The organism is Arsenicicoccus sp. UBA7492, assembly GCF_002479615.1.
GTDB classification, from domain to species: domain Bacteria; phylum Actinomycetota; class Actinomycetes; order Actinomycetales; family Dermatophilaceae; genus Arsenicicoccus; species Arsenicicoccus bolidensis.
In genome coordinates, this window is record NZ_DLOE01000011.1 from 1 (window position 1) to 13,915 (window position 13,915).

Consider the following 13,915-nt stretch of genomic DNA (forward strand, 5'->3'; position numbering starts at 1 on the left):
CCCCCGCCGGGGGGGGCCCGCCCCCCCGCCGCATCGTCCTGCTCTGGTCCGAGGCCCACGTGCTGCGCGAGGCGGACCCGGCCGGCTTCGACGAGCTCGTGTCGGTCCTGTCCGAGGCGCACCAAGGACTGTGGCGCTCCGAGCGTGACGCCGCCGTCACCGGCGACGAGCACGAACGCGTCCTCGAGACCGTCCTCGTCCCCGCCACCGACGCCGCGCGGATGGACCCCACGGATCCCGCGATCCAGTGAGCCGTATGCCGTCCGCTCGCCGCCTCGCAGCCCTGCTGCTCGGCGGCGGCGTGCTGCTCGCGGGGTGCACGACTCCGGCCACCCCGGGCGGTGACGGCGACCCGACGACGACGGCGGCCACCGGCATACGGCCTGCGACCCCCACGACCAGCACGACCAGCACGGCCGGCACCACCAGTCCCCGCTCGACCAGTCCCCGCTCGACCAGTCCCCGCTCGACCAGTCCCCGGTCGAACAGCCCCCGGTCGACGGGCCGGTCGATCCCACCCTGCTCGCCGCAGGAGCTGCCCGCCCAGGTGCCCCCGGTGATCGAGGCGATCCGCGCGGGCGGCCCGTTCCGGCACCCGCGCAACGACGGCGTGACCTTCGGCAACCGCGAGCGCCTGCTGCCGCTGGAGCAGCGCGGCTACTACCGGGAGTACACCGTGCCCACGCCCGGTGCCTCGACCCGCGGCGCCCGCAGGATCATCACCGGCGGCGGCGCGGCGCGCAGCCCGCTGCACTGGTACTACACGGCCGACCACTACGAGAGCTTCTGCGAGATCCCGCGGCCCTGACTGCCGCCCATGGGACTCGCGAACAGGACTGGTGCCCGGCGCCGCCCGGACAGCCTGGGGCCGCGGGGCCCGCGTGGTGCAGGCTGGTCCCATGGCAGGCAAGCAGGCGCAGCGACTCAGCAGGGTCATCGCGCGGTACGCGAAGGACCTCCCCCAGGTCCAGGCGGCGACGGACGAGTACGTCGCGCTGGTGACCCAGCTGCTCGACGACGCCGGCATCAACTACCTCGCCGTGACCGGGCGGGCCAAGTCCGTCGAGTCCTATGCCGCCAAGGCCGCGCGTCGTGTCGGCGGCCGGCTCGTCCACCGCCACCCCGAGACCGAGATCACCGACCAGGTCGGCGTGCGCGTCGTGACGTATGTCCTGGCCGACGTGGAGGCCGTGGCCCAGCTGCTCGGCGCCCAGCTCGTCCTGCTCGACGACCGCGACATGGGTCAGGAGACCGCCGCCCAGGGCCGGTTCGGCTACTCGAGCCGGCACCTGCTGGTGCAGCTCGACCCCGCCCGCGAGAGCGCCGGCGGACCGATGGCCGGGCGCAAGGCCTCGGTGCAGGTCCGCACCGTCCTGCAGCACGCGTGGGCCGAGTTCGAGCACGACATCCGCTACAAGGGCTCGGTCCCCGAGGAGCACGGCCCCGACCTCGACCGTCGCTTCACCCTCGCCGCGGGCCTGCTCGAGCTCGCCGACCAGGAGTTCTCCACGATCCGCGAGCGCCTCCGCGACGCCGGCGGCCCCTCCACCGAGACCGACGAGGACGACCCACGCATCAGCGGGTCGGACCTCGCGGCCTTCCTCGCCGGGCAGTTCGCCGAGGCCGGCTGGTCCCGCACCGACCACTACTCGTGGGTCTCGGGGCTGCTGCTCGAGCTCGGCATCACCTCGCTCGCCGAGCTGCGCGACGTCCTGCGCGGCGTCGACCACGCCGCCATCGAGGCGCGGATGGCCTACCACTACCCGCCCGGGGCGGTCCGCCGCCTCGACGACGCGCTGCTGTGGGCCTTCGGCGAGCGGTATGTCGCCCTCCACGGCAACGCCCACCGCCGTCCCCTGCTCGGGGCCCGCCTGGAGCGGCTGCGCAGCGACGCCTGACCGCACCTCCATCCCCGGCGCGGTTAGCCCCACCCCCCATTGCGCGGCCAGTCGTCAGATGTCTACAGTGGACTCACATCCATTCGGATACGAGCGTGTTACTCGCAAGAGGCATTACTCGGGGCCGGAGCGTGAGCTCCTCCTCTGACGTGCTGCCTCTTTTTTTGCTGCCTCCGTCGAGCGCTGCGGCCTCCGGGAACCCATCGGGTCCTGCACCCGAACCATCACCGCACCCCCGGCGAGCGCGCCGGACTCACGAGAAGGGCCAGCACAGTGGCTGAGCCAGTACGCAACTACCCGCAGCTCGCGCACGACATCCTCGATCGCGTGGGCGGCGAGGCCAATGTCTCCAACGTCGCCCGGTGCGCCACGCGACTTCGCCTGGTGCTCAAGGAGACCCCCGCCGGCGCCAAGGAGTCCGTCTCGCGCCTGCCGGGCGTCATCACCGTCGTGGAGAACGGCGGGCAGTTCCAGGTCGTGATCGGTCCCCACGTCGGCGAGGTCTACGACGAGTTCGTCGCGCAGGGCCGCCTCGACGAGCTGAGCGGCGGGGACGCACCCAAGCAATCGGTCGTCAACCGCGTGATCGCCACGATGTCAGCGGTGTTCGCGCCGTTCATCTACGTCCTCGCAGCCGCCGGCATCCTGCAGGGCGCGCTCATCCTCATCACGATGGCCGCCCCGGACTTCGCCAAGACGGGGACCTACGAGGTGCTGTCGTTCATGTCCTGGACGCCGTTCACCTTCCTGCCGATCTTCATCGCCATGACCGCGTCCAAGCACTTCAAGACCAACACCTTCATCGCCGTGCTGTGCGCCGCCGCGATCATGAACCCCACGTGGGGCGAGATCGCCGCCCGCATCGGCAAGGGCGAGGGCGTCACCTTCGCCGGCATCCCCCTCACCGAGACGGTCTACACCAGCTCGGTCCTGCCGCCGCTGTTCCTCGTCTGGCTCCTGTCCTACCTCGAGCGATTCCTGAGCAAGCACCTGCGCGGTACGGCCAAGCAGCTGCTGACCCCGTTGTTCTGCCTGCTGATCATGGTCCCGCTCACGCTCATCGTCATCGGCCCGCTGAGCGCCGGCGCGGCGAGCGGCATCGCCAACGGCTACAACTGGCTCGTCGAGGCCGCGCCCCCGGTCGCCGCCGCCATCATCGGTGGTCTGTGGCAGATCGCCGTCATCTTCGGCGTCCACTGGGGCGTCACCCCCATGGTCCTGGACAACTTCGACCGCTTCGGACAGGACTCCTTCCAGGCCTTCCAGACCGCCGCCGTCATCGGCCAGGTCGGCGCGGCGTTCGGCGTCTACCTCAAGTCGCGCAACAAGGAGCTCAAGGGCGTGGCGCTGTCCGCCACCGCCCCCGGCCTCTTCGGCATCACCGAGCCCGCCCTCTACGGCGTCACGCTGCGCTTCAAGAAGCCGTTCATCATGGGCTGCATCAGCGGTGCCGTGGGGGCGATCATCATCGCGGTCTTCGGTGCGCGCTACTACGCCTACGCCGGCCTGCCCGGCCCGCTGACCATCGTCAACGCCCACAAGCCGGGGACGTCCTCGCTGCTGTGGGAGGCCGTCGGGTGCCTCGTGGCCTTCGCCCTGGCCGCCGCCCTGACCTATGTCGTGGGCTTCGACGACCCCACGTCCGACCTCGGCACGGACATCGAGCCCGACGAGACGACGACCAGCACCATCGGGGCCGCAGGCGCTGCAGCCCTCGCGACGGGCGACAGCGGCACCGTCGTCTCCTCCCCCGTGAGCGGCCGCCTCGTCCCCATGGCTGACGTCGCCGACCCCGTCTTCTCCTCCGGTGCCATGGGCAGCGGCGTCGCGATCGAGCCGACCGGCAGCCGGGTCTACGCGCCGTTCGACGGCACGGTGGTCGCCCTCATGCCGCACGCCGTCGGCGTCCGCTCCCACGACGGCCTCGAGCTGCTGATCCACGTCGGCCTGGACACCGTCAAGCTCGACGGCCGCGGCTTCACCGCGCACGTCGAGAACGGCGCCGCGGTCAACGCCGGCGACCTGCTCATGGAGTTCGACCGTGATGTGATCGAGGAGGCCGGGTATGCCGCCACCACGGTCCTGGTCGTCACCAACACCGCGTCATACGCCGCCGTCGTCGCGGACGGGGACGGCACGGTCGAGCACGGCGACGCCGTCATCACGGCCGTCCGGGCCGCCACCCCCGTCACCAGCGCCTGACCCCGCACCCGCACGAGCACGAGGAGAGCACCATGAGCACGCTTCCCGACACCTTCCTGTGGGGTGGCGCCGTCGCGGCCCACCAGCTCGAGGGCGGGTGGGACCAGGGCGGCAAGGGCCCCAGCGTCGTCGACGTCCTCACGGCCGGGGCCCACGGCGTCCCGCGCCGCATCACCCAGGACGTCGAGCCCACCGAGTTCTACCCCAACCACGAGGCCGTCGACTTCTACCACCGCTTCCGCGAGGACATTGCGCTCTTCGCAGAGATGGGGCTGCGCTGCTTCCGGACCTCGATCGCGTGGAGTCGGATCTTCCCCCGCGGCGACGAGACCGAGCCCAACGAGGAGGGCCTGCGGTTCTACGACGAGCTGTTCGACGAGCTGCTCGCCCACGGCATCCAGCCCGTGGTGACCCTGTCGCACTTCGAGCTGCCGCTGCACCTCGCCCGGGGGTACGGCGGCTTCCGCAACCGCGAGCTGGTCGGGTTCTTCGAGCGGTTCGCGCGGGTCTGCTTCGAGCGCTACGCCACCAAGGTGCGCTACTGGATGACCTTCAACGAGATCAACAACCAGATGAACACCGACGCGCCGATCTTCCTGTGGACCAACTCCGGCGTCACGATCGAGCCGGGCGAGGACGCCCAGGAGGTGATGTACCGCGCGGGTCACCACGAGCTCCTCGCCAGCGCCCGCGCCGTCGCCATCGGCCACGAGATCGACCCCGAGCTGCAGATCGGCTGCATGATCTCGAGCGCGACGATCTACCCCTACTCCTGCGACCCGGCCGACATGATGGCCGCGCAGGAGGCCAACCACGACCGGTTCTTCTTCCCCGACGTGCACGTGCGCGGGCACTACCCGCGCTACGCGCTCACGACGTTCGAGCGGGAGGGCTGGGACGTGGGCATCCTGCCCGGCGACGAGGAGATCCTCGCGGCCGGCACGGTCGACTACGTCGGGTTCAGCTATTACATGTCGATCGTGGTGCGGGCCACCGACGACAAGGACGCGGACGAGTCGAACGTCGTGTCCGGCGGGCTCAAGGGCGCCGTGGCCAACCCGCACATCCAGGCCACCGAGTGGGGCTGGCCCATCGACCCGGTCGGCCTGCGCTACACGCTCAACGTCTTGTCCGAGCGCTACGACCTGCCGCTGTTCATCGTGGAGAACGGCTTCGGCGCGGTCGACGAGGTCGAGGCCGACGGGTCGATCCACGACCCGGAGCGGATCGCCTACCTGCGCGACCACGTCGAGCAGATGATGCTCGCCGTCACGCACGACGGCGTCGACCTGCTCGGCTACACGCCGTGGGGCATCATCGACCTCGTCTCGTTCACCACGGGCGAGATGAAGAAGCGCTACGGCATGATCCACGTGGACCGCGACAACGAGGGCAACGGCACCATGGAGCGCCGCCGCAAGGACTCGTTCACGTGGTACCAGCAGGTCATCGCCACCAACGGCACCGCGCTCTGAGGCTCGGAGCCACGCAGCATCCGGCGGGTGCCGGTCGGCCAGCAGAATCGGCCGGCCCCCGCCACCGCACGAGAGGAGGCAGGATGCAGGTCGTCCGGGTCCTCAACAACAACACCGTCCTGGCCAGCCGCCCGGACGGTAGCAAGGTCGTCCTCATGGGCAAGGGGCTGGGCTTCGGCCGGCGCCTGGGCGACCCCGTCGACCGGTCCGCGATCCAGCACACCTTCGTCCCCGACGGGTCGCACCCCATCGGGCGGCTCGCCGATCTGGTCGGCGACCTGCCGATCGAGATCACCCAGACCGCCGGCACGATCATGAGGATCGGCCACGAGCGCACGGGCGTCCCCGTGACCCAGGCCCTGCTGCTGGCCATCGCCGACCACCTGGCCTTCGCGGTGCGTCGCGGCGACCACGGTGCAGCGGCATACCCGCTGGCCTGGGAGGTGTCCCAGCTGTTCCCGGACGAGCTGGCCGTGGGGCGCGCGGCGCTCGAGCTCATCGCCACCGACCACGGCGTGCGCCTGCCGCCGGAGGAGGCGACAGCCTTCGCGCTGCACTTCGTCAACGCCCAGCTCGCGGGCGGCGACCTGAGCCGCACCGTCGCGATGACCCGCCGCATCACCCAGCTGCTCGACGTGGTCGCCGCCGCCATGGACGTCCCCCTCGACCACCAGTCGATGTCCGTCGCGCGGTTCGTCACGCACCTGCGGTACCTCTTCGTCCGGCTGGAGCAGGAACGTCAGATCGCCGACACCCCGTCCCTGCTGGAGGAGTCGGTGCGGGCCGCCCACCCGCGGTCCTACCGCGCGGCCGAGCGGGTCCGCGAGGTCCTCGAGATGGACGGGCGTCACCTCCTGGACGACGAGGTCACCTATCTCGCGCTGCACGTCGCCCGCCTCGCCAGCGACAGCGACCGGCCGACCTGATCCCGCCCAGCCTGGGGAGCACGTGGAGAACGTGCGCTCCCAGCTCACGAAGGTCGCATCCGGGCCACCCCCACCAGACATCTGAGCGCTCCGAGCTCACGAAGGTCGCATCCGGGCCACCCCCACCAGACATCTGAGCGCTCCGAGCTCACGAACGCCGCGCCCCAACGCGGCGGTGGCGGAACTAGGCTCGTCCTCATGGGATTCGACGAGGGCCGCGACGAGACCATCCGCTACCACGAGGAGCTCTACTCCGCGCCTGAGGCGCACGATCCTGACGCCTGGCTCAACCGGCCGGCGCCGATCGTGATGGACGCGCTCGCGCACCTCGACCGGACGCGCCCCGTCCGCGTCTATGACCTGGGCGCCGGATCGGGGCGGCACGCCATACCGCTGGCGAGGGCACTGCCCGCGGGCTCGCGCGTGGTGGCGGTCGACCTGCTCGACATCCCGATCCAGCAGCTCAAGGAGCGCGCCGCCCACGAGTCGGTGGGCGACGTGGTGATCCCCGTGGTCGCCGACCAGGAGACGTACGAGTTCGACCGTGGCCCAGCCGATCTCGTCCTCGGGGTCTCGACGCTGGAGCACGTGTCCAGCCGGGACGCCTTCGTGGCCCTGCTGGAGCGGATGCGCGACGCGACCGCCCCGGGCGGCGTCCACGTGCTGGTGATCGCGACCGACCGGCGCGAGGTCGTCGACGGCGAGACCCGGGCGGCCCGGGTCGAGCTGGACCTGGGCCACGACGACGCGTGCGCGATCCTCGAGCAGGTGTATGCCGGGTGGCAGGTGCACGAGAGCTCGTCGCCGCAGACCTCGGTCGCCGAGGACCGCGACGGCCAGGCCTACGACCTGGTGTCCCGCAACGTCCGACGCGTCCTGCAGCGACCGGCCGACTGACCCGCGCCCCGACGCGCTGCCACCCGAGTCGCACCCCGCCGCGGGGAATACCCCATGGGGGTATACAGTTGATCCCATCATGAGCAGCGACACGTGCCCGCACCCGCCCGCCCCGGCCTACGTCGAGAGCGACCACAAGGACGCCTACCTCAAGCGCCTCAAGCGCATCGAGGGCCAGGTCCGCGGCGTGCAGCGCATGGTCGACGAGGACACCTACTGCATCGACGTCCTCACCCAGATCTCGGCGATCACCAAGGCGCTGCAGGCCGTCAGCCTCGGCCTGCTCGAGGACCACATCGGGCACTGCGTCGTCGGCGCCGCCCGTGAGTCCGACGAGGCCGCCGCCGCCAAGGTCGCCGAGGCCTCCGCCGCCATCGCCCGTCTCGTCAAGAGCTGACCGCACCACCCACCCCACCCCCGACAACGTGAGCGTTCCACCCGAGAATGCCGGACGAAACACTCACGATCCTGGGACGACAAGGAGATCCGACATGAGCCAGACCACCACCATCACCGTCAACGGCATGACCTGCGGCCACTGCACGAGCGCCGTCACCTCCGAGCTCAAGGAGATCCAGGGCGTCACCGACGTCGCGATCGACCTCGTCGCGGGCGGCGACTCCCCGGTCACCATCACCAGCGAGGGTCCCGTCGACCCGGCCGCGATCACGGCCGCCGTGGACGAGGCGGGCTACACGGTGGTCTCGTGACCGCGACCCGTATGACGACCAGCCCGCCCGACGAGCAGCAGGCCGAACGCACGGTCGACCTCGCGATCGGCGGCATGACCTGCGCCTCCTGCTCGAGCCGGGTGGAGCGCAAGCTCAACAAGCTCGACGGGGTGCAGGCGAGCGTCAACCTCGCCACCGAGAAGGCCCACGTCACCTATCCGACCGCCCTCAGCGTCGCCGACCTGGTCAAGGTCGTGGAGCAGACGGGCTACACCGCCTCCGAGCTGCGGGCGGGGCGTCGAGCGGGGTCCGGCGAGGGCCTCGCCGAGACCGAGACGGGGGCCCAGGCCGGCAGCGGCCCGGCATACGCCATCGACCAGGTGATGAGCCGCGCGTCCCTGCGCACCCGGCTCGAGATCGCCCTGCCGCTGACCGTGTTCGTCGTCGTCATGGCGATGGTTCCGGCGGCGCACCACCTGCTGGGCGGCGTGCGGCCGTGGGCCGAGCTGGTGCTGACGATCCCCGTCGCGATCTGGGCGGCGTGGCCGTTCCACCGGTCCGCCGTGATCAACGCCCGCCACAAGGCCTCGACCATGGACACGCTGGTGTCGATCGGCGTGACCGCGGCCTTCTTGTGGTCGGTCGTCGCGACGTTCGCGGGCAGCACCGGGCACATGTACTACGAGGTCGCGGCGGTCGTCACGACCTTCCTGCTGGCCGGTCGCGTCGCCGAGCACCGGGCCCGCACCGCCGGGCGATCGGCGCTCACCAGCCTGCTCGAGCTGGGCGCCAAGGACGTCGCGGTGCAGCGCATCGACCCGCAGACCCGCGTCACCCGCGAGGTCCGCGTGCCGATCGAGGAGCTGCAGGTCGGTGACCAGTTCGTCGTCCGCCCCGGCGAGAAGGTCGCCACCGACGGCATCGTCGTCGACGGCAGCTCCGCGCTGGACCGCTCGGTCGTGACCGGCGAGTCGATCCCCGTGGACGTGACGCCCGGCGACGAGGTCACCGGCGGCACCACCAACGCGCACGGCCGACTCATCGTCCGCGCGACCCGCGTGGGCTCCGAGACGACGCTCGCGTCGATCACCCGCCTCGTCGAGGCCGCCCAGACCGGCAAGGCTCCGGTGCAGCGGCTGGCCGACCGGATCTCCGCGGTCTTCGTGCCGGTGGTGCTGGTCATCGCGGTGCTGACCTTCGCCGGGTGGCTGGTCGCCGGGCAGGGCGCGGCCGCTGCGCTGTCGGCCGCCGTGTCGGTCCTCGTCGTCGCGTGCCCCTGCGCGCTCGGTCTCGCCACCCCCACGGCGCTGCTCGTCGGCACCGGCCGGGGCGCCGAGCTGGGCGTGCTCATCAAGGGCCCGGAGATCCTCGAGTCCACGCGCCGTATCGACACCGTCGTGCTGGACAAGACCGGCACCGTCACGACCGGCAAGGCCACCCTCGTCGACGTGACGCCGAGCGGACGGCTGACCCCGACCGCCGCCCTGCAGGCCGCCGCCTCCGTCGAGGCCGGCTCCGAGCACCCCGTCGCCCAGGCGATCGTCCGCGCCGCCCAGCAGCGCGACATCGAGCTGCGCCCGATCACCGACTTCACCAACCTGCCCGGCATGGGGGCGCGCGCCACCATCAAGGGCACCGAGGTGACCGTCGGCAAGGCCAGCCTGTTCGACGTCGTCCCCGGCGACCTCGAGGGTCTGGACCGCGTGGGCACCACCGTCCACGTCGGGTGGGGTGGCGTCGCGTACGCCGCCCTCACCGTCGCCGACGAGGTCCGCCCGACGTCCCCCGCCTCGCTCGAGGCGCTGCGCGACCTCGGCCTGCGCACCATGCTCCTCACCGGCGACAACAAGCGGACGGCCCGTCAGGTGGCCGAGGAGGTCGGCATCAACCCGGCCGACGTCATCGCCGAGGTGCTGCCGAGCGACAAGCACGAGGCGATCGCCCGGCTGCAGCGCGAGGGCCGGGTCGTGGCCATGGTCGGCGACGGGGTCAACGACGCCGCCGCCCTGGCCCAGGCCGACCTCGGGCTGGCGATGGGCAGCGGCACGGACGTCGCGATCGACTCCGCGGACATCGTGCTGGTGCGCCCCGAGATCGGGGCCGTGGCCGACGCCATCGGCCTGTCCCGGCGCACGCTGGCGATCGTCAAGCAGAACCTCGCCTGGGCGTTCGGCTACAACGTCGTCGCGATCCCGCTGGCCGTGCTCGGCCTGCTCGACCCGATGGTGTCGGGCGCGGCCATGGCCCTGTCCAGCGTGCTCGTGGTGACCAACAGCCTGCGGCTCAAGGCTTTTGGTCGGGCGCGCACCTGACCTGAGCCCGCGAGGGAGCTCGTATGCCGAGAGCCCCCCGCCACCAGACGTGAGGTCTGGTGGCGGGGGCTCTTTCTCGTCATACGGCCGAACCCGCCGGGGGTAAAGGCATCAGCCTGGCGAACGAAGCCCGGCCGATGCATCCGCCGGGGGTAGGGCCATCAGCCGGGGTTGGACACGTCGGCCCGCGGTGCGAACCCAGGCGGGTGTGACGACCTGAGGTAGGTCAGATGGTGACGTCGCCGGTGGGGGTCTGGAAGGTCACGGCCAGCAGGCCGGCGCTCCCGGCCGGCGCCACGAACTCGAAGTCGATGACCGACGACGTCGCGTCGGCGTCCATGCCCAGCCAGTCCCGCACGCGGTCAGGCGACCCACCGATGGTCAGGTGCTTGATGGTGACCTCGCTGGTGGCGGCGGCCGACGGGTGCACGCTGCCCTCGTCCCACTGCACGAAGAACGGCAGCTGCGGGTCGGCGATCAGGCCCTTGACGCCGAGCTGGCGCCAGGTGTGGGTGACGCCGTCCGGGCGGGTGCGGTTGCCGGACACGGCCTCGCGGCCCACGCGCTGCTCGACCTGGGCGATGTCGTCGACCCGGATCACCCAGCCCATCCAGCCGCCACCCTGCTCGGAGCGCAGCCGCACCGCCTGCCCGAAGGGGGCCTTGTCGGTCACCGGGTGGTCGAGGACCTCGACGACCTCGACGTAGCGCTCGTGCGCGAGGGGCAGGACGATGTTGCGGGTGCCGAAGCGGGGGTGCACCCCGCCGTAGACCGGCTCCACCCCGAGGCGGGCCGCCAGACGCTCGGCGGTCGCGATGGAGCCATCCGGCTCGGCGGCATAGGAGACGTGGTCGACGCGCATGGCCACATCGTGACACAGGTCATGCCGTGCCCTTGAACCCAGGTCAGCCGGTGGCAGCCCGGCGCTGGCGCACGGCCTCGTAGATCACGATGGCCGCCGACGTCGCCACGTTGAGGGAGTTGGCCCGCCCCGTCATGGGGATGCGGACGCGCACGTCGGCCGCGGCCATGAAGTCCTCGGTGAGGCCGGCCTTCTCCGTGCCGACGGCGATCGCGACCGGTCCGGTGTAGTCGACGTCGGTGTGCTCGACGTCGGTGTCCGGGGTGGCGGCGACCACGAGCACGCCCCGGTCGCGGCATACGGCCAAGGTCTCCTGCGTCGATGCCGACGCGACCGGCACGGAGAACACCGTGCCCTTGCTCGACCGCACGAGGTTGGGGTTGCCCCAGTCGGTGACCGGGTCGGCCGCGACGACGGCGTGGATCCCCGCGGCGTCGGCGGTGCGCAGCATGGCACCGAGGTTGCCGGGCTTCTCGACGCCCTGGCACACGAGCAGGAAGGGGTCGGCCGACAGCGTCAGCTCCTCGAACCCGCGCCCCACCGACCGCACGACCGCGAGGAACCCGTCCGGGCCCTCGCGGTAGGCGACCTTCTCGAACGCGACGCGACCCAGCCGCACCACCTCTGCGCCGCCGGCCTGCACGTCCCGGACGACGCGCGTCTGGCGGTCGGGGTCGAGCATCAGCTCCGGGCAGTAGAAGAGCGTCTGCGGCCGCACCCCCGCCGACAGCGCGAGCTCGAGCTCTTCGTAGCCCTCGAGGAGCGTCACCCCGCTCTCCTCGCGGGCACGCCGACGACGCAGCCCGGTCAGGGCGCGCAGCCGTGGGTTGGCCGGGGAGGTGATGACGAGCTCGTGCATAGGGCACACAGCATGCCACGCGGGACGCCGACCCGGTGAGGCGCCCCCGAGCGTGGTCGCGCAGGTGGGAGAGTGGAGTCCATGACGAGCCGCCCCGCGCCGATGACCCGATTCGCCGTACGCCAGCGGATCACGCCGATCGTCAACCGCTACGAGATCCGCCGGCTCGACGACGCCGGCAACGAGGGTGAGCTCCTCGCCCTCGCGCAGCAGAAGCGGATCGCGCTCAAGGAGCTGGTCACCTTCTACACCGACGAGTCGCGATCGACGCCGGTGTTCGCCTTCCGCGCCCGCCAACGCATCGACCTGGGTGCGACCTATGACGTAACCGACGCCTCCGGGGCCCAGATCGGGTGGTTCCGCAAGGACTTCGCGAGGTCGCTGCTCCGCTCGACCTGGCACCTCGGCACCGCGGACGGCCTCGAGGCCACCGGCACCGAGCGCAGCCAGGGCATCGCCATCGCGCGCCGCCTGATGGAGAACCTGCCCGTCGTCGACGCGTTCCCCATCCCGTGGGTGTTCCACTTCGACTTCACCGCCGGTGACGGCACCCCGGTCCTGACGTCCGAGCGCAAGCTGTCGGTGCGCGACCGGTATGCCGTCACCCTCCCCGTCGCCCCCAACGGCTGGCAGCTGGACTGGCGCGTGGGCGCCGCGATGGCCGTGGCGCTCGACGCCCTGCAGGCCCGCTGACCGTCCCCGACAACGGATCACACGGATCACCGATCACCCCGACCGACGCAGGAGAGAACGTGCAGAACCAGGTCCGCGCCAGCATCGCCGTCCTCGCCGTCGTGGCGGTGGCGGTCGCCGCCTGGATCGGGGCGAGGTCCGGTCTGGTCGCGGGGTTGGGGACCGGCGTCGTCGCGCTCGGGCTCGTCGCCGCCTATGGGTGGTGGTCGTTGCGCGGGGGACGGCATACTCCCTGGGCCGAGGCTCGCGGGTCCGTCCGGGACGGCCACGCGGTCGTCCTGTGGAAGCCCGGCTGCCGCTACTGCGAGCGCCTGCTCCGCGCCCTCGGAGCGGACGAGCGCGTGACCTGGGTCAACGTCTGGCGGGACCCCGACGCCAACCAGGCCGTCAGGGACCTGAACGGCGGGGACGAATACACGCCGACGGTCCTCGTCGGCTCGGCCGTCCTGCGCAACCCCACCGCCGAGGAGGTCGTCGCCCACCTCGGGTGACCGGGGCAGCCCCACCCGGCCGTATGCCGGAACCGCCCGCCCCCATCGACGGGTGTCAGCGGAGGGAGGCGACGACGCTGTCGATCTGGCGCCCCGAGAGGCGACCGGCCCCTTCCTGCAGCAGCAGGAAGGTCGCCCGGCGGCCACGGACGCCGACCACCTCGAGCCAGGTCGCCGTCTCACCCGCGAAGGTGCGCCGGTCCACGAGGTCGGGGCTGGCGCGCAGCGGCTCGTAGGTGAACGGGGCGTCGCCCCTGCCGCGGCACGACTCGGCCTGGCCGCGGTAGAGGTCGACGAGCCGGCGGGCCGCGGCCTCGTCGGGGAGCTCGACCGTCACGGTGGTGCCCGACGCGCCGCCGGGTCCGCGATAGGTCCCCTCGAGGGCCGCGGTCGGCACGGGATAGCCGGCGGGCACCTCCTGGCACCCCAGCCCGAGCAGCTCGTGCGCGGTGGACCGTGGGTCGCGCGCGTTGACCCAGGTGCCGTTCGGGATGTAGGCGCCGTCCGCGCCGTCCCCGACGGCCGTCGTCCAGCCGGACGGGGTCGGCAGGGCGCGCTGGTCGAGCGCCCCGGCCCTGGTGGCGGCGGGGGCGGTCGGCAGCGGCGGCTCGACCACGACCGGCTCGGGG

15 protein-coding genes are annotated in these 13,915 nt (G+C 71.9%); 12 read left to right on the plus strand and 3 right to left on the minus strand.

The annotated features are described in order from the left end of the window. The 10 genes from B4E97_RS03000 to B4E97_RS03045 form a co-directional block, all read left to right on the plus strand. Positions 1-251 (plus strand): hypothetical protein (locus tag B4E97_RS03000; RefSeq protein ID WP_286958664.1); only part of this gene is annotated, 251 nt, incomplete at its 5' end. Positions 252-256: 5 nt separating this feature from the next. After that, positions 257-808, plus strand: a complete 552-nt coding sequence (locus tag B4E97_RS03005; RefSeq protein ID WP_286958666.1) for a ribonuclease domain-containing protein — start codon at positions 257-259, stop codon at positions 806-808. A gap of 91 nt (positions 809-899) precedes the next feature. Next, the gene (locus B4E97_RS03010) at positions 900-1,898 is read left to right on the plus strand and encodes a GTP pyrophosphokinase (protein WP_019285363.1); all 999 of its coding nucleotides are present in this window, start codon (positions 900-902) and stop codon (positions 1,896-1,898) included. 273 nt (positions 1,899-2,171) lie between these two features. Continuing rightward, entirely contained in the window at positions 2,172-4,100 is a 1,929-nt protein-coding gene (locus B4E97_RS03015) for a beta-glucoside-specific PTS transporter subunit IIABC (protein ID WP_286958667.1), read from the plus strand. Between the two features lie 32 nt (positions 4,101-4,132). After that, positions 4,133-5,575: a 6-phospho-beta-glucosidase gene (locus tag B4E97_RS03020; RefSeq protein WP_286958668.1), complete on the plus strand. Its 1,443-nt coding sequence runs from the start codon at positions 4,133-4,135 to the stop codon at positions 5,573-5,575. Between the two features lie 83 nt (positions 5,576-5,658). Further along, positions 5,659-6,501, plus strand: coding sequence for a PRD domain-containing protein (locus B4E97_RS03025; RefSeq protein ID WP_286958669.1), 843 nt, complete (start codon positions 5,659-5,661; stop codon positions 6,499-6,501). A 198-nt stretch (positions 6,502-6,699) separates the two neighbouring features. Further along, positions 6,700-7,398: a class I SAM-dependent methyltransferase gene (locus tag B4E97_RS03030; protein WP_029210179.1), complete on the plus strand. Its 699-nt coding sequence runs from the start codon at positions 6,700-6,702 to the stop codon at positions 7,396-7,398. Positions 7,399-7,477: 79 nt separating this feature from the next. After that, a complete protein-coding gene (locus tag B4E97_RS03035) occupies positions 7,478-7,795 on the plus strand; it encodes a metal-sensitive transcriptional regulator (RefSeq protein ID WP_019285365.1) in 318 nt (105 codons plus the stop codon). A 94-nt stretch (positions 7,796-7,889) separates the two neighbouring features. Beyond that, complete coding sequence (locus tag B4E97_RS03040; protein WP_019285366.1) at positions 7,890-8,108, plus strand: heavy-metal-associated domain-containing protein; 219 nt, start codon at positions 7,890-7,892, stop codon at positions 8,106-8,108. Positions 8,109-8,119: 11 nt separating this feature from the next. Continuing rightward, positions 8,120-10,381, plus strand: a complete 2,262-nt coding sequence (locus B4E97_RS03045; protein WP_286958702.1) for a heavy metal translocating P-type ATPase — start codon at positions 8,120-8,122, stop codon at positions 10,379-10,381. A 226-nt stretch (positions 10,382-10,607) separates the two neighbouring features. Here B4E97_RS03045 and B4E97_RS03050 read toward each other — a convergent pair whose 3' ends face one another. Together B4E97_RS03050 and B4E97_RS03055 are read right to left on the minus strand one after the other, a co-directional pair. After that, positions 10,608-11,243 (minus strand): VOC family protein, encoded by a 636-nt coding sequence (locus B4E97_RS03050; RefSeq protein WP_029210181.1) that lies wholly within the window; start codon positions 11,241-11,243, stop codon positions 10,608-10,610. A gap of 43 nt (positions 11,244-11,286) precedes the next feature. Further along, positions 11,287-12,102, minus strand: a complete 816-nt coding sequence (locus B4E97_RS03055; RefSeq protein WP_286958671.1) for an RNA methyltransferase — start codon at positions 12,100-12,102, stop codon at positions 11,287-11,289. Between the two features lie 81 nt (positions 12,103-12,183). Between B4E97_RS03055 and B4E97_RS03060 the strand changes: the two genes are divergently transcribed. Then, positions 12,184-12,795, plus strand: a complete 612-nt coding sequence (locus tag B4E97_RS03060) for a hypothetical protein (protein WP_029210182.1) — start codon at positions 12,184-12,186, stop codon at positions 12,793-12,795. Positions 12,796-12,854: 59 nt separating this feature from the next. Beyond that, complete coding sequence (locus tag B4E97_RS03065; protein WP_029210183.1) at positions 12,855-13,286, plus strand: glutaredoxin family protein; 432 nt, start codon at positions 12,855-12,857, stop codon at positions 13,284-13,286. Between the two features lie 55 nt (positions 13,287-13,341). On the opposite strand, the gene B4E97_RS03070 is transcribed toward B4E97_RS03065, so the two are convergent. Then, positions 13,342-13,902, minus strand: a complete 561-nt coding sequence (locus B4E97_RS03070) for a hypothetical protein (protein ID WP_029210184.1) — start codon at positions 13,900-13,902, stop codon at positions 13,342-13,344. Positions 13,903-13,915 lie beyond the last annotated feature (13 nt).